General features: G+C 71.7%; 22 protein-coding genes. 9 read left to right on the top strand and 13 right to left on the bottom strand.

The annotated features are described in order from the left end of the window. Nucleotides 1-3: 3 nt before the first annotated feature. From AMYTH_RS0106070 to AMYTH_RS0106040, 7 genes are read right to left on the bottom strand one after another with little or no spacing between them, the layout of a single operon-like run. Nucleotides 4-810 carry an alpha/beta hydrolase family protein gene (locus AMYTH_RS0106070; RefSeq protein ID WP_027929538.1) on the bottom strand — a complete coding sequence of 269 codons (807 nt, stop codon included), beginning with the start codon at nucleotides 808-810 and terminating at the stop codon, nucleotides 4-6. Further along, the gene (locus AMYTH_RS48670; protein ID WP_157360546.1) at nucleotides 807-983 is read right to left on the bottom strand and encodes a hypothetical protein; all 177 of its coding nucleotides are present in this window, start codon (nucleotides 981-983) and stop codon (nucleotides 807-809) included. The genes AMYTH_RS0106070 and AMYTH_RS48670 overlap by 4 nt, the downstream gene beginning before the upstream one ends. Continuing rightward, nucleotides 980-1,276 (bottom strand): MmgE/PrpD family protein, encoded by a 297-nt coding sequence (locus AMYTH_RS0106060; protein ID WP_027929537.1) that lies wholly within the window; start codon nucleotides 1,274-1,276, stop codon nucleotides 980-982. The genes AMYTH_RS48670 and AMYTH_RS0106060 overlap by 4 nt, the downstream gene beginning before the upstream one ends. Continuing rightward, a complete protein-coding gene (locus AMYTH_RS0106055) occupies nucleotides 1,266-1,592 on the bottom strand; it encodes a DUF4387 domain-containing protein (RefSeq protein WP_027929536.1) in 327 nt (108 codons plus the stop codon). The genes AMYTH_RS0106060 and AMYTH_RS0106055 overlap by 11 nt, the downstream gene beginning before the upstream one ends. Next, nucleotides 1,585-2,967, bottom strand: coding sequence for an acyclic terpene utilization AtuA family protein (locus tag AMYTH_RS0106050; protein ID WP_228685260.1), 1,383 nt, complete (start codon nucleotides 2,965-2,967; stop codon nucleotides 1,585-1,587). The genes AMYTH_RS0106055 and AMYTH_RS0106050 overlap by 8 nt, the downstream gene beginning before the upstream one ends. 5 nt (nucleotides 2,968-2,972) lie before the next feature. Next, the gene (locus AMYTH_RS0106045) at nucleotides 2,973-3,944 is read right to left on the bottom strand and encodes an NAD(P)-dependent oxidoreductase (RefSeq protein WP_027929534.1); all 972 of its coding nucleotides are present in this window, start codon (nucleotides 3,942-3,944) and stop codon (nucleotides 2,973-2,975) included. Nucleotides 3,945-3,967: 23 nt separating this feature from the next. Beyond that, nucleotides 3,968-5,239 (bottom strand): MFS transporter, encoded by a 1,272-nt coding sequence (locus tag AMYTH_RS0106040; protein WP_027929533.1) that lies wholly within the window; start codon nucleotides 5,237-5,239, stop codon nucleotides 3,968-3,970. Between the two features lie 113 nt (nucleotides 5,240-5,352). Here AMYTH_RS0106040 and AMYTH_RS0106035 point away from each other — a divergent pair, with 113 nt between their 5' ends. Then, nucleotides 5,353-6,090, top strand: coding sequence for a GntR family transcriptional regulator (locus tag AMYTH_RS0106035; protein ID WP_027929532.1), 738 nt, complete (start codon nucleotides 5,353-5,355; stop codon nucleotides 6,088-6,090). A gap of 45 nt (nucleotides 6,091-6,135) precedes the next feature. On the opposite strand, the gene AMYTH_RS0106030 is transcribed toward AMYTH_RS0106035, so the two are convergent. Continuing rightward, the gene (locus tag AMYTH_RS0106030) at nucleotides 6,136-7,224 is read right to left on the bottom strand and encodes a tartrate dehydrogenase (protein ID WP_027929531.1); all 1,089 of its coding nucleotides are present in this window, start codon (nucleotides 7,222-7,224) and stop codon (nucleotides 6,136-6,138) included. Between the two features lie 105 nt (nucleotides 7,225-7,329). On the opposite strand from AMYTH_RS0106030, the gene AMYTH_RS0106025 reads away from it, so the two are divergent. Then, nucleotides 7,330-8,235 carry a LysR family transcriptional regulator gene (locus tag AMYTH_RS0106025; protein WP_027929530.1) on the top strand — a complete coding sequence of 302 codons (906 nt, stop codon included), beginning with the start codon at nucleotides 7,330-7,332 and terminating at the stop codon, nucleotides 8,233-8,235. A gap of 479 nt (nucleotides 8,236-8,714) precedes the next feature. Here AMYTH_RS0106025 and AMYTH_RS44150 read toward each other — a convergent pair whose 3' ends face one another. From AMYTH_RS44150 to AMYTH_RS0106005, 3 genes are all read right to left on the bottom strand, one after another. Beyond that, entirely contained in the window at nucleotides 8,715-10,736 is a 2,022-nt protein-coding gene (locus AMYTH_RS44150; RefSeq protein WP_037322327.1) for an APC family permease, read from the bottom strand. 189 nt (nucleotides 10,737-10,925) lie between these two features. After that, the gene (locus AMYTH_RS0106010; protein ID WP_027929529.1) at nucleotides 10,926-12,575 is read right to left on the bottom strand and encodes an amidohydrolase; all 1,650 of its coding nucleotides are present in this window, start codon (nucleotides 12,573-12,575) and stop codon (nucleotides 10,926-10,928) included. A gap of 14 nt (nucleotides 12,576-12,589) precedes the next feature. After that, nucleotides 12,590-13,897: an MFS transporter gene (locus AMYTH_RS0106005; RefSeq protein ID WP_027929528.1), complete on the bottom strand. Its 1,308-nt coding sequence runs from the start codon at nucleotides 13,895-13,897 to the stop codon at nucleotides 12,590-12,592. Nucleotides 13,898-14,011: 114 nt separating this feature from the next. On the opposite strand from AMYTH_RS0106005, the gene AMYTH_RS0106000 reads away from it, so the two are divergent. The 3 genes from AMYTH_RS0106000 (at nucleotide 14,012) to AMYTH_RS47700 (ending at nucleotide 16,660) form a co-directional block, all read left to right on the top strand. After that, nucleotides 14,012-14,923 (top strand): LysR family transcriptional regulator, encoded by a 912-nt coding sequence (locus AMYTH_RS0106000; protein ID WP_228685258.1) that lies wholly within the window; start codon nucleotides 14,012-14,014, stop codon nucleotides 14,921-14,923. Nucleotides 14,924-15,014: 91 nt separating this feature from the next. After that, nucleotides 15,015-16,157: an FAD-dependent oxidoreductase gene (locus AMYTH_RS0105995; RefSeq protein ID WP_027929526.1), complete on the top strand. Its 1,143-nt coding sequence runs from the start codon at nucleotides 15,015-15,017 to the stop codon at nucleotides 16,155-16,157. 110 nt (nucleotides 16,158-16,267) lie between these two features. After that, nucleotides 16,268-16,660: a DUF5829 family protein gene (locus tag AMYTH_RS47700; RefSeq protein ID WP_209440749.1), complete on the top strand. Its 393-nt coding sequence runs from the start codon at nucleotides 16,268-16,270 to the stop codon at nucleotides 16,658-16,660. Here the strand turns inward: AMYTH_RS47700 and AMYTH_RS0105990 are convergent. Beyond that, nucleotides 16,580-17,161 (bottom strand): TetR/AcrR family transcriptional regulator, encoded by a 582-nt coding sequence (locus AMYTH_RS0105990; protein ID WP_027929525.1) that lies wholly within the window; start codon nucleotides 17,159-17,161, stop codon nucleotides 16,580-16,582. The genes AMYTH_RS47700 and AMYTH_RS0105990 overlap by 81 nt on opposite strands. Nucleotides 17,162-17,245: 84 nt before the next feature. Here AMYTH_RS0105990 and AMYTH_RS0105985 point away from each other — a divergent pair, with 84 nt between their 5' ends. Beyond that, nucleotides 17,246-18,205: an NADP-dependent oxidoreductase gene (locus AMYTH_RS0105985; RefSeq protein WP_051362574.1), complete on the top strand. Its 960-nt coding sequence runs from the start codon at nucleotides 17,246-17,248 to the stop codon at nucleotides 18,203-18,205. A gap of 389 nt (nucleotides 18,206-18,594) precedes the next feature. On the opposite strand, the gene AMYTH_RS0105980 is transcribed toward AMYTH_RS0105985, so the two are convergent. Beyond that, entirely contained in the window at nucleotides 18,595-19,344 is a 750-nt protein-coding gene (locus AMYTH_RS0105980; RefSeq protein WP_027929523.1) for an IclR family transcriptional regulator, read from the bottom strand. Nucleotides 19,345-19,503: 159 nt separating this feature from the next. Between AMYTH_RS0105980 and AMYTH_RS0105975 the strand changes: the two genes are divergently transcribed. From AMYTH_RS0105975 to AMYTH_RS0105965, 3 genes are read left to right on the top strand one after another with little or no spacing between them, the layout of a single operon-like run. Next, complete coding sequence (locus AMYTH_RS0105975; protein ID WP_027929522.1) at nucleotides 19,504-20,769, top strand: MFS transporter; 1,266 nt, start codon at nucleotides 19,504-19,506, stop codon at nucleotides 20,767-20,769. Then, nucleotides 20,766-21,476, top strand: a complete 711-nt coding sequence (locus AMYTH_RS44145) for an alpha/beta fold hydrolase (protein ID WP_051362573.1) — start codon at nucleotides 20,766-20,768, stop codon at nucleotides 21,474-21,476. The genes AMYTH_RS0105975 and AMYTH_RS44145 overlap by 4 nt, the downstream gene beginning before the upstream one ends. Then, complete coding sequence (locus tag AMYTH_RS0105965; RefSeq protein ID WP_027929521.1) at nucleotides 21,473-22,219, top strand: SDR family NAD(P)-dependent oxidoreductase; 747 nt, start codon at nucleotides 21,473-21,475, stop codon at nucleotides 22,217-22,219. Before AMYTH_RS44145 ends, AMYTH_RS0105965 begins: the two co-directional genes overlap by 4 nt. The last annotated feature ends 16 nt before the right edge of the window (nucleotides 22,220-22,235 follow it).

The raw sequence follows: 22,235 nt of genomic DNA, 5'->3' as shown, positions 1-22,235 counted from the left end.
CCCTCAGCCGGCCAGGAGGTCGTCGAAGAAGGCGGTGATCGACGGTTGCGTCCCGGCGGCGCTGTGGCCCACCCCGGGCACCTCGGCCGTCCGCACCGCAGCGCCGTGTGCCCGCAGGCTCGCGGCGAGGCGGGCCAGCTCGGCGGGCCGGCTGCGGCCGGGTTCGCCCATCGCGGCCAGGTCGGCGCGGCCGTCGTCGTCGGCGCCGATCACCAGCAGCACCGGCACCCCCGCCACCGCGGTGGGATCCACAGTGGACCCGAACCGGGACTGGGTGTCGCCGGTGCCGTCCGGCCAGGCGCGCGTGGGGTCGAGCACGGTCACGCTGCCCGGCGCGCTCACCGCGACGGCCTCGACCCGCTCCGGGTGGAGGTAGAGGAACCGGTGGGCGAACTGGCCGCCGCCGGAGTGCCCGCACAGCATCACGGTGCCCACCCGCGCGTTCCACCGCTCACGGACCTGGTCCAGGATCTCCAGCAGCACCAGGTCGAACCGGATGCCGAAGGCGTCGAGGGTCTTGTAGTTGTGCACGTCGTCGGGATCGCCGATGCCGGCCGGGAACAGCGGCGTCACGACGATGACGTCGTGCCGGTCGGCGAACGGGATCAGCCCCTCACGCAACGCGCCGACGTTGCGCCCGGTGCCGTGCACGGCCACCAGCACCGGCATCCGCGCCCCGGGCGTCCAGGTCCGCGGCACGTAGGCGCAGTAGCTGCAGCGCGGCTCGGTGGGCGCGGCGAAGAACGGGGTGCGGCCGGTCAGCAACCGGCGGCCGGGGTGCGTGGCGGGCAGGTCTTCGACACGGATCACGGAATCTCCCTTGTGGACGGCGGCCGGACGAGGACGAGCGCTTGGGTGAGCGCGATGACGGACGGGGCCGATTCGACGTGCCAGATCGCGTCGAGCATGCGACGGCACCACGCGGCCGTGGCCAGGGGTTCCACCAGAGCCAGGAACTTCTCCTCGAACTGCGCGTCGGTCATCGGCGTGCCGTGCCGGCGGGGGCGTCGTGGACCTCGCGGACGAGCCGCTCGCCGGAGGCGAGGTGGACGGGCCGGGATGTTGTCGCTCGGGTGCCCGGGGGCTCCAGGCCGAGGTAGCCGTCGTTGAAGTCCGGGTGCCGCACCATGGTGCCGTTCACGAACGCGGCGACGTCCGCCGTGGTGGTGTCCGTCGCGCCGAGCACTGTGGACGGTCCCGGCGGGAGGGCCCGCGCGAGCCGGCGGGCGGCCCGGCTGGGCTCGGCGTGGAAGGCGCCGAGGTCGTCAGCGATCATCGCGCCGGACCGGCAGGCGGGCCAGCGGGACGTGGTGCTGGCCCGCGTGCATGTCGCGGTCCCGCAGCGAGCCCTGGCTGACCGGGCGCGGGAAGGAGATCTTCACGACGTTCAGCGAGGGGATGCGGAACACCTGGACGGTGCTCTCCTCGACCCGGTACAGCTCCGCGATCACCCGCTCGTTGAGGAAGGACTCGTCGGCGGCGATCCGGTAGCCCTCGGCGTCGCGCAGGAAGACCTCCATGGTGACCCAGAACGGGCCGGCGTTCTTGGACCGCACTTCGTGGGCGAGGTCGGCGAGAGTGGTGTCAGGCACGGGTGTTCTCCCCCAGTTCGATGCGGAACAGGCTCAGCGGGTCGTCGCAGTCCACGACGTGGTTGAGCACGAACTCGTACGCCGCGCCGCGCTCGACCTCGGCGGGCGAGGACGCGAACGCGAAGCTGGGCAGGTAGTCCATCCCGGGCGCGGGCAGGTGCAGCATCAACGGGTTGGCGACCTTCGCCACCGCCGTGGCGGTCGCCTGGTCGGGCGCGTTGACCAGCAGCATCACGCCCACCTCGCGCGGCGGCCCGCTCTCCGGTTCGAGGTCGTCCAGCACCGCGTTGTGCCCGTAGAGGCGCAGGTCGAAGGCGTACTCGCCGTCCGCAAGCCCGAGCGTCTGGCCGACCCGCTGCCGGATCATCGTGCGCATCAGCTCGGCCCAGGCGTCGACGTCGGCCAGGATCAGCGGATCCCGGATCGCCGCGAACGACATGGTTTCGTAGCCGGTGACCCGGGCGCCCTCCAGCTTGATCGTGTACTGCCCGGCGACGTGGAACTTCGACCCCTCGACCCGGACAATCCGGTCGTCGAGCGCGGTGTAGCGCGCGTCCCGGACGTCGAGGGTGCCGTCGGGTTCGCGCATCTCGAACGGGTTCACCGTCTCGTACAGCATGTGGGCGGCCACCGTGATCGGCGTGCACGAAACCGTGGGATCCAGCGGCTCGATCGTGAAGCCGTCGGCGTCGATGGTGGCCAGGACCCCGCCCGCACGCGGGTTGGTGGTGCACTGCCCGCCGCACTCGACGATCTTGGCGGCGTGCCAGGTGGGTCCGGCCGGCATGCCCATCATGAGCGGGTAGGCGGCCGCCACGGCCGTGTCGGTGGCGCGGCCGGCGAGCACGACCTGGGCGCCCGCCCGCAGCGCCGCGACGATCGGCTCGTGTCCCATCGCACCGACGATGTGGGTGCAGCTTTCCAGGGTTTCGGCCCGCAGCTCCCCCAGCGGCGGCAGCGGGTGGACCCGCCCGGCGTTGAGGTGTTCCTTCAGATCGGCCGCGTTCTGCTCGCTGTAGATCTTCGCGACCGTCAGGTCGAGCCCTTCCTCCGCCATCACCTCGGCGGCGATCCCGGCCACCCAGTCCACCCCGCGGTCGGTGCCGCTGGTGCCGCACGAGCCCACGATCACGGGAATGCCCGCCTCCGCGGCGGCGGTGAACAGGCTGCGCAGATCGCGGGCCACCGCCTTGGCCGTCGTCTTGGCCGTCGCCGACCCCAGGTAGTGCGGGCCGGAATCCGTGGACCCGCCGTCGATGCTGATCACGTCGGCGCCGAGCGCGATGCCGCGCTCGATCGTGGCGTGGTCCCAGCCCGCGCCGAGCATGCCGCTCGGTGTCAGGACGCGGACGGACTTCACCGGTTCGGTGCCCATGTTCCTCATTTCTTTCCTTCGGTGGTCAGGGCGGCGTTCACCGCGAACCGCGGCCGGCCCTGCAGCGCTGCCACGAGTTCCTCGGCCCCCTGGCGTCCCGCGGCGGCCCGCGCCTGCGCGGTCTGCCCGGCCAGGTGGGAGTAGACGACGATGCCGTCGACGTCGCGCAATGGGCTGTCCGGCGGCAGCGGCTCCTCGGTCGCGACGTCGAGCGCGGCGCCCGCGATGTCCCCGGCACGCACGGCCTTGGCGAGCGCGTCCTCGTCGACGATCGGCCCGCGGGCGGTGTTCACGAGCAGTGCCGTGGGTTTCATCCGCCGGAAAGCCTTTTCTCCCAGCAGGCCGCGGGTTCGTTCGGTGAGTGAGGTGTGCACCGAGACGTAGTCGGCGACGGCGAGGAGCTCGGGCAGGTCCACGAACCGCACCGCGGGGTCGGTCCGCAGGTGTGCGGGCACGCCGGTGGTGCACACGACGGTCATGCCGAAGGCGCGGGCCAGCGGAACCACGGCGCGCGCGGACGCCCCGTACCCGATGAGACCGAGGGTCGCGCCGCGCAGCTCGTGGCCGTCTTCACGCGGCCAGGCGCCCCGGGCCACGCCGCAGGCGGACTGCACGAGACGCCGCGCCCCCGCGAGCAGCAGTCCCATCGTGTACTCGGCCACGGCGTTCGCGTTGATCCCGGGCAGGTTGCTGACGCTGATGCCGAGCCGGGCCGCGGCGGCCACGTCGATCGAGTCGTACCCCACGCCGGTGCGCACCACGACCCGCAGCCGGGGCGCCCGCGCGAGGACGCCGGCCGTCATCGGCTCGTTGGCCACCAGCGCGGCGTCGACCCCGGCGAGCGCCTCCGCGAGCCGGTCGGGGTCCCGCCTGCCGGTCATCGGCAGGTGTTCGGTCTCCAGCCCGGCGCCGCACAGGAACTGGTCGACCTCGTCGCCGGGACGGAGGTAGTCCGTGGTGATCAGGACGCGGAGCACGATCTCCTCTTTCTCCAGAGTGGTCAGACGGCGCGGTCGGTGGCGGAACGCCGCTGCAACGCCCAGACCCGGGCGACCGCCAGCACGGCGACAAGGGCGACGACCGCGACGTCGAGCAGCATCAACGGCCAGCCGGTGAGGTCGACCATGCCACCGACCAGCGCCGGGCCGAGGAACCCGCCACCGGCCCAGCCGACGGTGTAAAGACCGGTGTAAGTCCCGACGACCCGGTCGGAGGGGGCGAGGTTCCACAGGACGACCACCGCGTTGACGAGGAACGCCGACGCACCCGCGGAAGCCACGCACAGGGCCACGACGGCGCCGATCGCTGTCTGGACGACGGTGCCGAGCACCATGGCGGCCGCGAACACCGTCATCCCGGCGATCATCACGCGCAGCCGGCCGAAGCGCTCGGCGAGCATCGCCACCGGGAAGGCGGCCAGGATGAAGGCCACCCCGCTGGGCAGGGTCAGCCCGCCCGCGTCGCCGCGGGACAGGTCCAGCGCCGCCATCCCGTAGGAGGTGACGAGCGAGCGCGACGCCGCCCACGCGCCGCCGAACAGGAAGATCGACACGATGAGCAGCAGCCGGCTGCGGTCGCGGTCCGTCACGATGTCGGGCACGATGTCGCGCACCCGCACCTTGGCCACCGCCGGTTCGTCTCCCGCGCGGTCCTCTTCCACTGCCGCGCGGTAGGCCGGGGACCGGCTGTCCCGCACCTTCGCCGCCAGCACGGCCACCGAGACCACCATCAGCACCGCCGGGATCGCGAACGACAGGTTCGGGTGGTCGTCGACCAGGAAGAGGCTGATCAGCGCCGAGACGATCACCGTGATGCTCGAGGCGATCTTGACCACCGCGTTGGCGCGGCTGCGGCGCGCGGGGCTGATGAAGTCCGGGAGCAGGGACTCGGCGATGGGCTTGAACGAGTTCGCCACCAGCGCGTAGCTGAACATCGCCAGGATCAGCAGCGGCAGGGAGCCCGCGGTGAACGGGATGGCGACGAACAGCAGGGCCGCGACCGGCATCCCGGCGACGAGGTAGGGGATGCGCCTGCCCCAGGAGGTCCGGGTGTTGTCCGACCGGTTGCCCATCCAGGGCTGGACGAAGATGCCGAGCAGGTTGTCCATGCCCATCAGCAGGCCGACCAGCGCGGCGCTGCCGAGGTGCGCGCCGAGCAGCGGCGGGACCTGCGACTCGTAGAGGTTCCACGTCGACTCCTGCGCGAACACCGCCAGGGCCACGAAGAACGTGATCCGCCGACCGGTTCCCGCACGCCGCGTAGCCAGCGTCATCGCCACCACCCTTCCCTGTCGCCACGGCCTTGTGGCGAGCCCGACGCTACTTTGCTATAGCAAGATGGTCAATAGTTGCAAATGATCGCTGCGATGGCAGATAGGGTGATCGCATGGCAGGTGAGAGGTTGACGGGCCTGACGAGCGACACGCTGTCCGACCGCGCGTACCGCGCGATCCGCGCCGCGGTCACGACCGGCGAGCTGCGCCCGGGGCAGAAGGTGACCGAGCGCGGGCTGGCCGAGCGCCTGTCGGTAAGCCCGACCCCGGTGCGCGAGGCGATCCGGCGGCTCGAACAGGACGGCCTGCTGGAACGGACCGGACCACGCACCGTCAAGGTCGCCGAGGTCGCCAACGCCGCGGTGCAGGACCTCGCCGAGGTCGAGGTCGCGCTACGCGGGATGGTGGCCCGCTTCGCCGCGCGGCACGCGACCGAGGAGCAACTGGACCGGCTCGACGCCATCCTCGACGACGCCGACGACCTGCTGATCGTCATCCAGCAGCGGCACCAGGCCGGTGAGGACATCTCCCGCCAGCTGGGCCGGCTGCTGGACACCATGCAGCGGTTCAACGAGGTCGTCGAATCCTGCGCGGGCAACCCGGTGCTCGTGCGCCTGCTCGACCAGACCCGGGTGTTCTCCTGGGCGGAGCGGCGCACCAAGCTGATCGACCGCATCAACCAGGACGAGACGTTCGGCCTGGACCGCTACTCCAGCCACCGCGCGCTCGTGCGGGCGCTGCGGGCCCGCGACTCGGCCGCCGCGGAGGCGCTGGTGATCGAGGACGCCCGCGGCGGACTCGGCGACCTGCTCGCCGGCGCCCCGGCGGCGGTGCCCGCGGCGCAGCACTGACGGCCGGGACCACTGGTCAGAGACCCGCCGGGTCGACGGGGCGGGTCATGACGCCACCGCCCGCGCGATCTCGTCGGCGATCGCCGCGCCCAGTTTCTCGGTCGTCCCGGAGCCGCCGAGATCGGGGGTGTGCACCTCCGGCTGCTCGTCGAGCACGGTTTCGATCGCGGCGACGACCTGCGCGGCCGCGTCCGGCTCCCCCAGGTGGTCGAGCATCATCGCGCCGCTCCAGATCTGCCCGACCGGGTTGGCGATCCCGCGCCCGGCGATGTCCGGGGCCGAGCCGTGCACCGGCTCGAACAGGCTGGGCCAGGTGCGGTCGGGGTTGATGTTGGCGCTGGGCGCGATGCCGATCGTGCCGGCGCACGCCGGGCCGAGGTCGGACAGGATGTCGCCGAACAGGTTGCTGGCCACCACGACGTCGTAGTCCTGGGGCCGCAGGACGAACTTGGCGGTGAGGATGTCGATGTGGTCGGAGTCCGCGGCGACGTCCGGGTACCGCCCGGCCATCGCGGCCGCGCGCTCGTCCCAGTAGGGCATCGTGATGGAGATGCCGTTGCTCTTGGTCGCCCACGTCAGGTGCTTGCGCGGGCGCGCGGCGGCCAGCTCGAACGCGTACCGCAGCACCCGGTCCACCCCGGTCCGGGTCATCACGGTCTCCTGCACCACGGTTTCGCGGTCGGTGCCCTCGAAGATCCGGCCTCCGATGCTGGAGTACTCGCCCTCGGTGTTCTCGCGGACGACGACGAAATCGATGTCGCCCGGACCGTGGTCCCGCAGCGGGCTGCGCACCCCGCGCAGCAGCCGGACCGGCCGGAGGTTGACGTACTGGTCGAACCCGCGCCGGAACCGCAGGAGACTCCCCCACAACGACACGTGGTCGGGCACGACGTCGGGCCTGCCGACCGCGCCGAAGAAGATCGCGTCGAAGCCGCCGAGCACTTCCCGCCAGTCCGGCGGCAGCATTTCGCCGTGGCGCACCCAGTAGTCGGCGCTGGCGAAGTCGAACTCGGTGACGTCGAGATCGAAGCCGTGGCCGCGGGCGGCGGCACGCAGGCACCGCAACCCCTCGGGCACGACCTCACGTCCGATGCCATCCCCCGGGACGACGGCGATGCGGTAACGGTGGGACACGGCAGCTCCTTGTGGTCGGGCCCTTCACCTTGATCGGCGCGGCACACCACGACAAGAGCTCTCCGGGCAACCTATCCTTTCGCTCAGGGAAAGAAAGGGGCGCGTGTGAGCTCGATCGACGATCTCCGCTTCTTCCACGTGGTCGCCGCGAGCGAGACGCTGACCGCCGCCGCCCGCGAACTCGGGTCCTCGCTGCCCGCGGTCAGCAAACGCCTGCGGGCGCTGGAACAACGGCTCGACGCGCGCCTGGTGCACCGCGGCACGCGGCGGCTGGTGCTGACCTCCGAGGGCGAGCTCTACGCCGCCCGCCTGGAGACGATCCTCGACCAGGTCCGCGAGCTCGACGACCTGATCACGCACCGGTCGGCCGACCTGCGCGGCTCGGTCGTGGTCCAGGCCACCCTCGGCCTCGGACGCGCCCACGTCGCGCCCCTGCTCGGCGAGTTCACCGCGCGGCATCCCCAGCTGAACATCCGGCTGCACACCACGCCGCTGCCGCTGCGCCCGCACCGGCGCGAGTTCGACATGGCCGTGCACGTCGGCGCCCCGCCGGATTCGACGCTGCGGATGCGGCGGCTGGCCCGCAACCGGCGCGTGCCCTGCGCCGCACCGTCCTACCTGGACCGCAAGGGCATGCCGGAACGGGTCGAGGACCTGGCCGACCACGACTGCATCGTGCTGCGCGAGAACGAAGGGGACTTCGACCTGTGGCGGTTCGGCACCGCGGGCCGGCCGAGGCAGGTGCGCGTGCGCGGCCGCCTGTCCAGCGACGACGGGGACGTCGTCACCGACTGGGCCCTGCGGGGACACGGGGTGATCATGCGCTCGGAGTGGCAGGTCAGGTCGCATTTGGACAGTGGCGCGCTCGTCCGCGTGCTGCCCGGAGTCCCCACCCCGCCCGCCGACATCTACGCCCTCCTCGCCGACGACGTCCACGTGCCGCGGCGGGTCAGCGAGCTGATCGACCACCTGGCGGCCCGGCTGCCTGCCCGGATCGCCGGGTCGCGCTGAGGCGCCCCAGCAGTCACGGCACAGGCGCGCCGTTCAATGCCGACCCGGCGGGCGGACAGTGGCCCGCAGCTAGCAACCGCGGCGCGGCCAGCGCGCCCGCGCCGACGCTCAGCGCACGAACGCCACGGCCGCGAGAGCTTCCGGCACAGCGCCGGATCTTCGCTGGAACACTGTGAGGTGGCCCGCGCCCGGCGCGCGCTCTGGGACGAGCTGGGCACCGCCGGCCCCGGTGCCGATCTGGGCGACCCGCTTGCCGGGCAGGTCGTAGTCGTGGTCCCAGCCGGCGCTGCGCAGGAGCTGCCTACATCCGCGACCACTTCCCGAGGTGGCAGCAAAACTGGCAGCCGTGCGAGGGGATTTCGCGCCGCCCGCGCCGCCGGAGCGCGACCCCGGGGTCGAAGTGGACCACGAGCACGCGCAGCCGCAACATCACCGGCCGGACATACCCGATCGACGGAGGCCGGTTGGGGCGTCCGGCGTCACCGGGGTTGCCCGGTTCGGCGCGGCCCGTGTGTGGGGATGCCGCGCCGGACGTCGCCAGGCAGGCGGTCGAGGCGTTCGAGGTTCCGCGCGGTGCTGGAGTGCAGCTGCCAGGGCACGCTGACGACCATCACAGCGGGTTCGAACAGCAGCCTGCTCTTCAGGCGCAGGGCGCTCTGGTTGTGCAGCAGGTTCTCCCACCAGTGGCCGACGACGTACTCGGGGATGTAGACGCAGATGACGTCTCGGGGGCTGTCGCGGCGCAGCTTCTTGATGTAGTTGACCACCGGCCTGGCGATCTCCCGGTACGGGGATTCCAGCACCAGCAGCGGGATCGCGAGGTCGTGGCTTTCCCAGACGCGCTGCAGCTCGCGGGTTTCGGCGTCGTCGACGTTGATGGTGATCGCGGTCAGCGTGTCGGGGCGGGCGGCCTTCGCGAAGGCCAGAGCGCGCTGGGTGGGTTTGTGCAGTGTCGAGACCAGGACGACGGCGTGCACGCGGCTGGGCAACAGCGTCCCGGTCTCGTCGGGGGCGAGTTCCTCCCGCACCTGCTGGTAGTGCCGCCGGATCGCGCGCATCAGCAGGAACAGCAGGGGGATCGCGATGACCACCAGGTAGGCGCCGCCGGAGAACTTCGTGATCAGCACGACGACCAGCACGACGCCGGTGAAGCACGCGCCGAATGCGTTGATGGCCCGGCCACGCCGGACACGCCGGCGCGACCCCGGATCGGTGGCGGTGCGCAGTTCCTGATTCCAGTGCCGGACCATCCCGGCCTGGCACAACGTGAACGAGGTGAACACACCGATGATGTAGAGCTGGATCAGCCGGGTCGTGGAACCGTCGAAGGCGTAGATCAGCGCCGCGGCCACCATCGCGAGCAGGACGATCCCGTTGGAGAAGGTGAGCCGGTCCCCGCGGGTGTGCAGCTGCCGGGGCAGGTACCGGTCCCGCGCCAGGATCGCGCCGAGGAGCGGGAAGCCGTTGAAGGCGGTGTTGGCAGCCAGGATCAGGATGAGCGCCGCGGTGGCCTGGATGTAGAAGAACCCCGCGCTGTGGTCGCCGCCGAAGACCGCGGCGGCGATCTGCGCGATCACCGTCCGCTGTGCCGCGTTCTCGCAGCTGCCCGGGAAGCCCGCCAGGTCGCACGGGTTCTCGGCGATCCTGACCTGCGCGATCAGGGCCAGCAGCGTGATGCCGCTGAACATCGCGATCGACAACGCGCCCATCGCCGTCATCGTGCGCGCGGCGTTGAGGCCCTTCGGCTTGCGGAAGGCCGGGACGCCGTTGGAGATCGCCTCGGCGCCGGTGAGCGCGGTGCAGCCGGAGGAGAACGCCCTCAGCACGAGGAACGCCAGCGCGAGCCCGGTCAGCCCGGCCTGCTCGGCGTGGATGTCGTAGTGCGCGCTCTCGGCCACCGGTCGATGCCCGGCCAGGGTCTCGGCCAGACCGGCCACGATCATGATGAGCACACCGGCGACGAACGCGTAGGTGGGCACCGCGAAGGTGCGCCCCGACTCGCGTACCCCGCGCAGGTTCACCGCGGTCAGCAGCAGCACGAACACGAGGTTGATCAGCACGCGGTGAGGGTTGAGCTCCGGCAGCGCCGAAATGATGTTGTCCACCCCGGCGGCGACCGACACCGCCACGGTGAGCACGTAGTCCACCAGCAAGGCGCCCGCGACCACCAGGCCGGCGTTGCGCCCCAGGTTCTGCGACGCGACTTCGTAGGAGCCGCCGCCGGTCGGGTAGGCCCGCACCACCTGGCGGTAGGACAGCACGACCACGACCAGCAGGACCACCACCGCCAGCGCGATCCACGGGGTCAGGTGCAGGAACGCCACCCCGCCGAGCGAGAGGATCAGCAGGATTTCCTGGGTGGCGTAGGTGACCGAGGACAGCGGGTCGCTGGCGAAGATCGGCAGTGCGATCCGCTTCGGCAGCAACTCGTGCGACAGCCGGTCGCTGCGGAACGGGCGCCCGACCACCAGGCGCTTGAGCACGGACGTTGCGGAAGGCACGAAGGCAGGGTAGGCAGCAGGTGATGGGCCGAACGGCCGCGCGGCGTATGGATCCCGTCAAAAATCCGCCCGCGTCGCGGGGCCGCTGCCGGAATTCGACCGGTGAGATCAGGGCCGGGTCGAGCCTCGGAACCCGCGGCCGCCGCAACCGGGTCCGGCCGGGATGACGGCGCCAGGCGAGTGCGCTCGTCAGGACGGGGCCAGCGCACCCTCCGCGTCGTAGCCGAAGACGCCGCCCACCATCGTCGCCCGGACTTGGAGCTCCCGGATCCGGTCGGGCGCAACCTGGAGCAGGTCGTCGGACAGCACGGTGAGGTCGGCCAGGTTGCCCCGCCGCAACGCGCCCTTCCGCGTCTCCTCGTGCACGGCGTGCGCGGAGCCGATCGTGTACGCCCGCAGGGCCTGCGCCGGGGTGAGCGCTTCGCCCGGGGCGATCGGCGCCCCGGACGCCGAGCGGCGGTTGACCATGTCGTGGATGCTGATCAGCGGCTCCCCCGGCACCACCGGCGCGTCGGTCGACCCGGGCAGCTCGACACCGGCCTCGACGAAACTACGCATCCGGTACGCGCGCTCCACGCGATCCGCGCCCAGCGCGGCGAGGAAACCGTCGCCGAGCGCGGAGATGAACCGCCCCTGCGGCACCGGGATCACGCCCGCCGACACGATCCGCGCGACCTGCTCGTCGGAGGCGACCCCGACGTGTTCGACGCGGTGCCGGGCATCGGGCCGCGGCAGGCGTTTCTGGGCCTCCTCGTAGGCGCCGAGCACGACGTCCAGCGCGTGGTCGCCGATGGCGTGCGTGGCGATCTGCCACCCGTTCTCGTGGCCGCGCAGGATGTTCTCCCGCAACGCCTCGGCCTCGGCGAGCAGGAACCCGCGGTTGCCGGGGCTGTCGCGGTAGTCGCAGCACATCGCCGCGGTCCGGCCGATCAGCGACCCGTCGGACACGATCTTCACCGGCCCCAGCCGGAACCACTCGTCGCCGATCCCGCTGCGCAGCCCGAGGTCCAGTCCCCAGCCGTCCAGGCCGTCGTCGACCCGCCCGAGGTCGTGCACCGCGTCGATGAACGGCATCGCCGTGACGCGGGTGCGGAGGTTCCCCCGCTCGTAGGCCGTCTGGAACGCCCGGGCGTCCGCGGGACCGTGGCCGATCAGCCGTCCGCCGATCCCCGGCTCGGTCACGCTGGTCAGCCCGTGGCGCAGCGCCCACGCCGACGCGGCTTCCAGCGCCGCCACCAGCTCCTCCTGCGGCACCGGCTTGAGCACGTGGCTGACCAGCGTCATGGCCTGCTCCTGCAGCAGACCGGTGTGCACGCCGTCGCGGAACACGGCGCTGCCGCCGGGCGGCGCCGTCACCACGTCCGGATCGGGATGCCCGGCCCGCCGGAACGCCTCGGTGTTCGCCACCGCCATGTGGTTGGAGTTGTGCACCAGGTAGACCGGCCTGCCGCCGGCGATGCGGTCGAGCACCTGCCGCGTGGGGTGCTCGCCGATCTTGTTCTGGTCGTAGCCGTTGCCGATCACCCACGCGCCGTCGGGTTTCCCGGCGGCCCACTCCTCGACGCGGCGGTAGAGCGCGTCCAGCGTCGGCGCGGCCTCGGCGGACAGGTCGAGCTGCGTCATCTCCTTGCCCAGCATGGAGAAGTGCAGGTGGGCGTCGTTGAACCCGGGCACGACCGGGGCGCCGCCGAGGTCGTGGCGCGCGTCCGCGGTGACGCCGTCGAGCTCCTCGTCGAAGCCGGCGATCCGGCCGTGCAGCACGCCGACCGAGCGCGCGCGCGGACGCGCCGGGTCGAGGGTGGTGATGCGGGCGTTGGTGATGATCGTGTCGATGCGCATGAGGTATGTCCCAATCAGACCGAAGCGGTGACGGTTGGCGTGGCGGACCTGCGGACGAGTGCGGACAGCACGGTCACGCCGGCCGCGGTGACTCCGATGAGGACGAGGTAGAACACCGCCACCCCGGCCCAGTGGCCGCCGCCGAGCCCGAGGAAGAGCTGCGCGAGCAGCGGCGTCGTGCCACCGATGACCGTCGAGCAGAGCTGGTAGGCGAACGAGATGCCGGTGTAGCGCACGCCCACCGGGAACGCCTGGGCGAGGAACCCGGCGAGCACCGCGTAGTAGCCCGTCCCGGCGATCGTGCTCAGCCCGATGCCGAGCAGGATGAGCGCGGGTTTCCCGGTGCCGGCGAGCAGGAACATCGGCACGGCCAGCGCCGCGGTGGCCGCCAGCGTGCCGACCATGAACCGGGCCGCGCCGACCCGCTCCGCGAGCCGGGTGGCCACCGGCTGCCACAGGAACTGCACGACCGCGTTGGCCAGCAGCAGGTTCAGCATGACCTGGCGGCTGACCCCGAGCTGCGAGGTCGCGTAGGCGAGCATGAACGTGCTGAGGAAGTAGGCCATGCCGATGCCGAGCGCGCTGGCGAACACGGCGGCGACGACCCGTCGCCAGTGGTGGGCGAGCAGCTCGGCGATCGGCAGCTTCACCGGCGGGGCCTGCTCGACGCGCTGGGTGAACTCCCGCGACTCCTCCAGTTTCAGGCGGGTCACCAGCCCGATGACGACGAGCAGGGCCGACAGCAGGAACGGGATCCGCCAGCCCCACGTCGCGAACGCGTCCCCGGGCAGGGCCGCGACCAGCGCCATGACGAGGGTCGCGAGGATATTGCCCGCGGGCGAGCCCTGCTGCACGAACATCCCGCCCCGCAGCGCGCGGCCGCTCGCCCCGCTCTCGGTGGCCAGCAGGACGGCGCCGCCCCACTCCCCGCCGACGGCGAAACCCTGGAGCGCGCGCAGCAGCACCAGCAGGATCGGCGCGGCGACCCCGATGGTCGCATATCCCGGCAGCACGCCGATCGCGAACGTGGCCACGCCCATGATCAACAGAGTCGCGACCAGCGTGTTCTTCCGGCCCAGCCGGTCGCCGAGGTGCCCGAACACGATGCCGCCGATCGGTCGCGCGAGGAAACCCGCCCAGAACGTCGCGAACGATGCCAGCAGCGCCGTGGACGTGTCGAACGTCGGGAAGAACACCGGCCCGAAGGCGATCGCCGCGGCGGTGCCGAAGATGTAGAAGTCGTACCACTCGACCGCGGTGCCCACGAAGGCCGCGATGCGGGCACGTCTGCCCTGACGTGCGGCCGTCTCGTCGTCGGACATGTCGCCTCCGGTGTGATGCGGGTGAATGTGCCAGGAATTCTCAGTGGCCACATGCCATGCTGTCGAATACTGATTTCGCAAGGACTTGATGCTCGGGAGGCATGCGGCGTGGAGATGCGGGTGGTGAAGTACTTCCTCGCGGTCGCGGAGGCGGGTTCGATCACCGAGGGGTCACGGCGCCTGCACGTCACGCAACCGTCGGTGTCCCGGCAGCTCCGCGCGCTGGAACAGGAGCTCGGCGTCACCCTGTTCCAGCGGGGCCACGGCGCGCTGAGCCTGACGCACGCCGGCAGGCGGTTCCTCGACGCGGCGCGGGACCTGGTGCTGCGCGAGCAGATGGCCCGCGACGCCGTCGGGCTGGACCAGATCCGCGGCGCGCGGTGGCGGGTGGTCGCGCCGTTCACGACGATCGTCCGGTCGCTGGCGCCGTTCATCGCCGAACACGGGGCGAGCCATCCGGTGATCGACGCGCTCGAATGCGAGCCGGTCGCGGTGTTCGAGCGCACCCGGGTGCTGGGCGCGGACCTGGGGGTCTCCACCGTGGCGCCCCCCGCCGACTGGGCGTCCCGGCGGCTCGTCGACGTGGGGATCACCGTCCACGTCGCGGGTGACCACCCGCTGGCCGGCCGCTCCGACGTGGAGATCCGCGAACTGGCGCGGCACCCGCTGGTGCTGATGGACCGGACGAACGTGGCGCGGCTGGCGTTCGACGAGGCGGTCGCGACCGCGGGCGTGGACGTGCCGGAGGCGATCGAGATGAGCTCGGCGTTCATGGCGCAGGGCCTCGCGGCGAGCGGCCGCGGCGCCGCGGTGATGACCAATGCCCCGGCGTTCGGCCTGCACGCGGTGCGCATCATGCTGGACGGGCGCCAGATCCGGCTCGGCCTGCACGCAGGCTGGGACCCGACCCACTACGCCGCCCAGGCGATCTGCCGGTGGGTCGAGGAGTTCGCGGAATGGCACGCGGACGTCCCGGAAGCGGTGCACGTCGACGACCCGCCCGCCGCACCGGAAGTCAGCGCCTGACAGGCCGGTGTCAGCGCGCTGTGCTCCCGCTGCCAGCGAACCCCTCCAATGTCAGGGACGAAGACGTTCCCGACTTTGAAGGAAGTTTCCGATGCGCACCCCAGTCACGATCATCGGCGCCGGTCTCGGCGGGCTCACCCTCGCCCGCGTGCTGCACGTCCACGGCATCCCCGCCGCCGTCTACGAGGCGGAGCCGTCGCCGATGGCGCGCACGCAGGGCGGGATGCTCGACATCCACGACTACAACGGGCAACTCGCCGTCGAGGCCGCCGGCCTGATGGCGGAGTTCCGCGGTCTCGTGCTGGAGGGCCGCCAGGCGATGCGGATCCTCGACCAGGCCGGCACCGTGCTGTTCGAGAAGTCCGACGACGGCACTGGCGGCCGTCCCGAGGTGCAGCGGGGCGAGCTGCGCCGGATGCTGCTCGACGCGCTCCCCGCCGGCACCGTCCACTGGGGACACAAGGCGAGCGGCGCCCGCACCCTCGGCGACGGCCGGCACGAGGTGACCTTCACCGACGGCCGCACCGTCGTCACGGACCTGCTGATCGGCGCCGACGGCGCGTGGTCCCGGGTCCGGCCACTGCTGACCGGCGCCACGCCCGAGTACACCGGCACGGCGTACGTCGAGACGTACCTGTTCGACGCCGACACGCGGCACCCCGCCACGGCGAAGGCGGTCGGCGGCGGCTCGATGATCGCGAACGGCCCCACCCCGGACGCGGCGATCTTCGCCCACCGCGAGCGTGGCGACACCCTGCACGGCTACATCGAGCTCACCCGGCCGCTGGACTGGTTCGCCGCCGTGGACTTCGCCGACCCGGCCGCGGCCACCGCGCGGATCGCGCGGGAGTTCGACGGCTGGGCTCCGGAGCTGACGGCACTGATCACCGACAGCGACACCGCGCCGGTCCTGCGCCCGCACCACGCCCTGCCCGCCGGCCACCGCTGGGAGCGCGTGCCGGGAGCGACGCTCGTCGGCGACGCGGCGCACCTCGCCGCGCCCAACGGCGAAGGCGCGAACCTGGCCATGCTGGACGGCGCCGAACTCGCCCAAGCCCTGGCCGCGCACGAGGACGTCGAGACCGCACTGGCCGAGTACGAACAGACGATGTTCACGCGGGCCGCCAACCCGCCCGACGAGAGCGCCCTCCTGGAAAGCGTTTTCGGCGGCACGATCCCGCAGAGCCTGGCCGCCCTGTTCGGGGATCGGACCGGTACTGCGCAAAACGGGTGACGGCTGGGACAATTCCGGCAGAACGGTTCTACTGTCGTCGACATGGGGAGACGTCGGTGAATTCTCGGCATGCTTTGTGCGATGGCTGTGGGATTCGCCGGAATCACCTGATGCGCGACGTCACCGGGATCCGGATCGGGATCACCGCGGGCGATCACGCCGACACGGTGCCGTTGCTGCGGGCCGGCGGTTTCGCGGTCCGGACCACCCCGCAGGGCACGGTCGCCACCCGCGGTGGCACGACGATCCGGTTGGATGTCCTGCCACTGGGCGAAATCGGTCTGCGCAGTGTCGAGTTTTCGCTCAGCACGGCGGTGCACCACCGGCACGTGGGGCGGATCGGCAATTCCGAACTGGTGGTCGGGCCGGGACCGCGTGCGCACTGGACGTTCGGGTTCCGGGGACAGGGATCCGCATGCGGATCAACGCCGCCGCGAAGAAGGCCGGAGTCCGTCCATCAGGAGGTTCAGCAAGCGCGCTGCCATCGCCTTGTGCTCGGGTGAACCCGCCACGGTGAAGATGCCGATGAGAGCGGCTGCGATGTCTTCGGCGGGGACGTCGCCACGGAGTTGGCCGCTCGTGCGACCGGCGTCGAGGATCTCGTCGATGGCCGCGAGCAGCTCGGTCCGGGTGTGGGCATGCCCGATCTCCCCCGATTCGATCATCGCGAGCAACGTGTCCAGCATCCCGTTCTTGGTCGCGACCCACTCCCCGAACAGGTCCATCCACCGTCGCAGGGCCGCGGGCGGGTCGAGTTCGGCGAGGAGCTCACGAGCGCCGGAGGTGAGCCGCGCGACCTGGTCCCGGTAGACCGCGTCGACCAGCGACTCCCGGGTCGGGAAGTGCCGGTAGAGCGTGGCGATGCCCACCCCGGCTTCGCTGGCGATCGCGCGCATCGACGGCTCGGTCTCCGCCGAGGCGAACAAGCGGGTCGCCACGGCCAGCAGCTGCTGGCGGTTGCGGGCCGCGTCCGCTCGCGGTCTGCGGGTCTCCTCGGCGGCCAAAACGGATCACGCTCCACTTGTGTTAGCCTGGTGTTGAAACGGAGCATAGTCCGCTTACTGAGCCGCGACTGGAGACAGGTGAACATGGCAGAACCGAACGTCAACACGCCGGCGATCACGAGCCGGGCGGTTCAGTTCGAGTCGTTCGGCGGGCCGGAGGCCTTGACCGTCCGCGAGGTGCCCGTGCCGCAGGCCGGTCCGGGACAGATCCGCGTGCGGGTCGCCGCGGCCGGCCTGAACCCGATGGACTGGTTCATGACCTCGGACGCGGAGACCGCGGCGCGATTCGGGTTGAGCCTGCCCTGCGGGTTCGGCACCGACTACGCCGGCGTCGTGGACCAGGTCGGTGACGGGGTGCGCGAGTTCGCGGTCGGTGACCGGGTGTTCGGCGGCGCCCTGTCCCGCGCGGTCGCCGACTACGTCGTCGTGGACGAGGCGGGGACCATCGCGGTGGGCGGCGAGGCCCACCACACCCCCGACGGCATCGATGACCGGACCGCCGCCACCCTTGCCATCGCGGGACGCACGGCGGCCGCGGCCCTCGCCGTGGTCGATCCCGGCCCGGGCGACACGGTGCTCATCGGCGGCGCGGGAGGCGGGGTCGGTGTGTTCGCCGTCCAGCTCGCGCGCCGCGCGGGCGCACGGGTGATCGGGACGGGGTCGGCATCCTCGGCCGAGGCCCTGCGAGCCCTGGGGGCCGAGCCGGTCACCTACGGCGACGGCCTGGTCGACCGGGTCCGCGCGCTGGCTCCAGCCGGCGTCACCGCGGCCATGGACCTGCACGGGACGGACACGGCGCAGGCGGCACGGAAACTCGGCGTGCCCGACGCACGCATCACCACCATCGCCGCCCAGGTCGACGGGATCACGCCGGCGAACGGCGCCGGCGCACCCCAAGGCGCCCTCGAGGAGATCGCCGGCCTGGTCGCGACGGGCCGGCTCCGGGTGCCGATCGCGGCGCGCTACCCGGTCGAGCAGATCCGCGCCGCGGTCGAGCTCCAAGCGGCGCGGCACGTGCACGGGAAGGTCGTCATCGACCTCTAGATGTTGTGACGTGAGGTTGTGGACGGCGTGTTGGGGTTGATTGTAGGGAGGACCTCCGGGCGGAGTGGGTGTTGCGACGCATCCACACCAGCCCTGGAGGTCCTCGATGGGTCACGCTGACGCAGGGCACCACGGTGTATGACCGGCAGTTGATCGTGCAGCGTTATCAGGCGGGGTGGCCGGCGGCGCGGATCGGCTGAGCAGCTCGGGGTGGCCCGTTCCACGGTCTACGAGTGGTTGTCCCGGCGCCGGGAGGAGGGCGCGCTCTGACGTCCGCGGGGTGATGACCGCCGGGTGAGCAGCGGGAGGGTTGGTCAAGGCCAGGACCGGCCTGGCCACACTGCTCATCCGGCCTTGAGGACAGGCCGCCAACGCCGCCCCGCCAGGGCTCACCCGGCCCAGCGGGCGATGCCGAGCGCCGCGGTGCGCACGGCGGGCGCGAGCCGGTCGACGGCGGCCCTGGAATGCGCCACGATGCCGAGCGCGGCGCGCACCCGGCCGTCCAGGCCGAGGATCGGGGCGGCGACCGACACCGCGCCCAGCGTCATCTCCTCGTAGGAGTAGGCGACCCCGGTCTTGCGGACCTCCTCCAGCGCGGCCGCGAGCCGGCCGGGCTGGGTGATCGTGTGCGGGGTCATCCGCGCCAGACCCGCCTCGACGACCGACCGGAGCAGGTCCTTTCCGGAGAACGCCAGGAAGACCTTGCCGACGCCGGTCGCGTGCAGCGGCAGGCGGCCGCCGACTTCGGTTCGCGTCGGAACGGCCTTGGTGCTGGAGATCTTCTCGATGCACAGCGCCTGCGTGCCCTCCAGGACGGTGAGCTGGAGGTTCTCCTGGGTCGCCTGGAAGAGGTCGTGCATGTAGGGCAGGGCGGCTTCCCGCAGCCCGCGCTGCTGCGGGGCGAGCGTCCCGATCGTCCACAGTCGCATCCCGATGCGGTACCGGCCGTCCTCGAGCCGTTCCAGCCCGCCCCACTCCCGGAGCTCGGTGATCAGCCGGCGCGCGGTCGACACGGGCAGACCGCTGCGCGTGGCCACCTCGGTGAGTGTGAGCGCCGGATGCGCCACGTCGAAGCAGTCGAGCACGGTCAGCAGCCGCCGGGACACCGACTGACCGGGCGTGTTCGTTCGGCCCGCCATGCCGTCAATGTACGGGCGATTGCCACTGGACGGCAATCACGTCTGGCGTCGGGCGGCGCCTGGGCCGCAGGATCCCTACGTTCCCGCCACACCGGAGCAGAACGAGGAGGTTCTGAGCATGACGAACACCGACCGGGCGTGTGCCCGCCGTGTCACTGGGTGGACGAACCGGTGAGCGGGTTCTGGACGCGCCAGGGCATCGTCCCGCACCTGCGCTGGGGCTTCGTGGCGCTCACGTTGTTCATGATCGGCGACGGGATCGAATCCGGATTCCTCTCCCCCTACCTCGCCGAGCACGGCTTCGGCCCGGGCCAGACGTCGCTGCTGTGGAGCGTCTACGGGTTCGTCGTCGCCGTCGCCGCGTGGCTGTCGGGCGCGCTCGCCGAGGCCTTCGGCCCCCGGCGGGTGATGTTCGCCGGATTCGCGATCTGGGTGGTCTTCGAGATCGCCTTCCTGTTCGCGCTGGCCCAGGGCGACTTCACGCTCATGCTGATCAGCTTCGGCGTCCGCGGCCTTGGCTATCCGCTGTTCTCCTACGGCTTCCTCGTGTGGGTGGCCATGGACACGCCGGAGTCGGTGATGGGCAAGGCCGTGGGCTGGTACTGGTTCTTCTTCGTACTCGGCCTCGGGGTGATCAGCTCCTACTACGCGGGCGCGGTCATCCCGCTGATCGGCGAGTTCGCCACCCTGGTCACCTCGCTCGCGTTCATCGGCGCGGGCGGGATCCTGCTCGCGTTCCCGGTCAAGGCCCGCCCGCAGCAGCCCGCCGGCGTCAAGGCCAGCCTGCGCACCGTCCTCGGCGCCGTCACCGTCGTCGTCGAACGGCCCAAGGTCGGCATCGGCGGGATCGTCCGGATGATCAACACCCTCGGGTTCTACGCCTTCGTCGTCTTCCTGGGCACGTTCATGGTCCGCGACGTCGGACTGTCCACTCCGGAATGGCAGACGGTGTGGGGCACCATGCTGCTGACCAACATCCTCGCCAACGTGCTCTTCGGCTACGTCGCCGACAAGATCGGCCGCGTCCGGACGGTGGCGTGGTTCGGCGGTTTCCTCTGCGCCCTCAGCGTGCCCGCCTTCTACTACGTGCCGGCGCTGCTGGGACCGAACTTCTGGGCGATCCTCGTGATCGCGATCGTCTACGGCGCCGCGCTCTCCGGATTCGTTCCCCTCTCGGCGATCCTGCCCGCGCTGGCCCCGCACCGCGTCGGCGGCGCCGTCGCGATCCTGAACCTCGGCGCGGGGGTCAGCCAGTTCATGGGACCCGTCGTCGCCGGGCTGGTGGCGCCGATCGGTGTCTCCGGGACGCTCTGGGTGATCGCCGGCATCTACGTCGCCGGGATCGTGCTCACCTTCTCCCTCCGCACCCGGGACACCACCGTGTCCACAGCAGACGAGCCACTCATCGAAAGGACCGCGTCATGACCGACCATCCCACCATCGTCCTCGTGCACGGGATGTGGCACGGCGGCTGGGCCTGGGAACGCGTCGCGTCCCTGCTCGAAGCCGACGGCTACCCCTGCGTCCGGGTCACGCTGCCCGGCAAGGACCGGGCCCCGGGGGATCCGACGTTCCGCGGGCACTGCGACCACCTCGTCCGCGTGCTCGCCGGCATCCCCGGCGACATCGTGCTCGTCGGCCACTCCTACTCCGGCGCCCTGCTCACCGAGGTCGGCGACGCCCCAGGCGTGCGCGCCCTGGTCTACCTGAGCGCGTTCTGCCTGGAACCCGGGGAGTCGGTCGCCTCCGTCAACGACGCCGAAGCGGGCTCCCAGGCGGGCAAGGACGACATCCGCCAGGTCGGCGACTACCTGGTCATCGACCCGGACACCGCGCGGCACGCCTTCTACCACGACTGCACGCCCTCGGACGCGGCGAGCGCGGCCGCACGTCTCACCCCGGAGCACGCCGACGCCCGCACCGCGGTCGTCTCCCGCGCGGCCTGGCGCACGGTCCCCGCCCACTTCGTCGTCTGCACGCTCGACCGGGCCTGCACGCCGGAGGTCCAGCGCAAGATGGCCGCGAGGGTGGGCTCGGTGAGCGAACTCGAATCGAGCCACTCCCCCATGCTGTCGATGCCCGGCGCCGTGGCCGACACGATCGTCAAGGTCGCGACGGAGCACGCGTCATGACCGCCCCAGTCGCGATCGTGACCGGTGGCGCGGGCGGCATGGGCACGGCCATCGCCACGGCCCTGCTCGCTGACGGCTTCCGGGTCGCGCTGCTGGACCGCCGCGGCGCGAAGGAGGCCGCGGATCAGTTCACCGGCGAGGTCCTGGGGGTCGAGGCCGACGTCACCGACGAGGCATCGGTCCAGGCCGCCGTCGAGCAGGTGGAGGCCACCTGGGGCCGGGTCGACGCGCTGGTGAACAACGCCGGCATCGAGCCGCCGCACACCGTCGCGGACCTGGACCTCGCAACCTGGCAGGCGACGTTGCAGGTCAACCTGACCGGGCCGGTGCTGCTGATGAAGCACTGCGTGCCGCTGTGGCGGCGGCAGGGCGGCGGCCGCGTGGTGTCGATCGGCTCACGCGTGTGGCTCGGCGGCGGCTGGACGCCGGCGTACTCCGCGTCGAAGGCGGGACTCGTCGGGCTGACCCGGGTGGCCTGCCGCGAACTGGGCCCGCTCGGGGTCACGGTCAACGTCGTCGCGCCGAGTTTCGTGCACACCGCGTTCAACGCCCAGAAGGCCGATCCGGAGTTCCTCGACGACTACACCGGCCGGTTCGCCGCCGCCTCGCCGCTGGGCAGGCTCGTGGAGCCCGCCGACGTCGCGAACACCGTGGCCTTCCTGGTGTCCGACCGCGCCCGCAACATCACGGGCGAAGTGATACACGTCGCCGCCGGCACTCAGCTGGCGCCGGCGATCCGATGACAAGGAGGTTGGAAAA

The organism is Amycolatopsis thermoflava N1165, from assembly GCF_000473265.1.
GTDB lineage: Bacteria > Actinomycetota > Actinomycetes > Mycobacteriales > Pseudonocardiaceae > Amycolatopsis_E > Amycolatopsis_E thermoflava.
Note: the sequence above shows the minus strand (reverse complement) of the source record. Positions and strands in the feature narration are given on the sequence as shown.

Coding starts and splice junctions, on each gene's coding strand:
- AMYTH_RS0106000 (WP_228685258.1), top strand. CDS start 14,012: ATGCGGGTGGTGAAGTACTTCCTCGCGGTCGCGGAGGCGGGTTCGATC.
- AMYTH_RS0106010 (WP_027929529.1), bottom strand. CDS start 12,575: ATGCGCATCGACACGATCATCACCAACGCCCGCATCACCACCCTCGAC.
- AMYTH_RS0105995 (WP_027929526.1), top strand. CDS start 15,015: ATGCGCACCCCAGTCACGATCATCGGCGCCGGTCTCGGCGGGCTCACC.
- AMYTH_RS0106040 (WP_027929533.1), bottom strand. CDS start 5,239: ATGACGCTGGCTACGCGGCGTGCGGGAACCGGTCGGCGGATCACGTTC.
- AMYTH_RS0105965 (WP_027929521.1), top strand. CDS start 21,473: ATGACCGCCCCAGTCGCGATCGTGACCGGTGGCGCGGGCGGCATGGGC.
- AMYTH_RS47700 (WP_209440749.1), top strand. CDS start 16,268: ATGCGCGACGTCACCGGGATCCGGATCGGGATCACCGCGGGCGATCAC.
- AMYTH_RS0106050 (WP_228685260.1), bottom strand. CDS start 2,967: ATGGGCACCGAACCGGTGAAGTCCGTCCGCGTCCTGACACCGAGCGGC.
- AMYTH_RS0105980 (WP_027929523.1), bottom strand. CDS start 19,344: ATGGCGGGCCGAACGAACACGCCCGGTCAGTCGGTGTCCCGGCGGCTG.
- AMYTH_RS0106035 (WP_027929532.1), top strand. CDS start 5,353: ATGGCAGGTGAGAGGTTGACGGGCCTGACGAGCGACACGCTGTCCGAC.
- AMYTH_RS0105985 (WP_051362574.1), top strand. CDS start 17,246: ATGGCAGAACCGAACGTCAACACGCCGGCGATCACGAGCCGGGCGGTT.
- AMYTH_RS0106005 (WP_027929528.1), bottom strand. CDS start 13,897: ATGTCCGACGACGAGACGGCCGCACGTCAGGGCAGACGTGCCCGCATC.
- AMYTH_RS48670 (WP_157360546.1), bottom strand. CDS start 983: ATGACCGACGCGCAGTTCGAGGAGAAGTTCCTGGCTCTGGTGGAACCC.
- AMYTH_RS44145 (WP_051362573.1), top strand. CDS start 20,766: ATGACCGACCATCCCACCATCGTCCTCGTGCACGGGATGTGGCACGGC.
- AMYTH_RS0106060 (WP_027929537.1), bottom strand. CDS start 1,276: ATGATCGCTGACGACCTCGGCGCCTTCCACGCCGAGCCCAGCCGGGCC.